Origin of the sequence: Bacillus cereus group sp. BfR-BA-01355 (genome assembly GCF_022663675.1) — a bacterium.
In the GTDB taxonomy this organism is placed as follows: Bacteria; Bacillota; Bacilli; order Bacillales; family Bacillaceae_G; genus Bacillus_A; species Bacillus_A thuringiensis_S.
In genome coordinates this window covers 1-292 of sequence record NZ_JAKUFY010000377.1, presented here as the reverse complement: position 1 = coordinate 292, position 292 = coordinate 1, and the positions used below count along the sequence as shown (strand labels likewise).

Below are 292 nucleotides of genomic sequence, written 5' to 3'. Positions count from 1 at the left end.
AATTGGTGCATCCTTCACTGCGCCTGGCGGAACTCCAGATGCGAAAAAAGCTGATGAAGAGGCTAAGAAAAAGGCCGATGAAGAAGCTAAGAAAAAAGCTGATGAGGAAGCCCAGAAAAAAGCTAATGAAGATAAAGTAAAACAAGCCGAAGCTAAGAAAAAAGCTGATGACGAAGCTAAGAAGAAAGCTGAAGAAGAGGCCAAGAAAAAAGCTGAAGACGAAGCTAAGAAACAACAAGAACAGCAACACCAAAATACCGGAGGAGATACACCTCAGGCAGACGGTGCTGTT

At 43.5% G+C, this 292-nt stretch carries 1 pseudogene; it reads left to right on the top strand.

Annotated elements, in window-relative coordinates:
- Positions 1-292: pseudogene (locus MR167_RS33830) on the top strand (penicillin-binding protein); the annotation flags it as partial.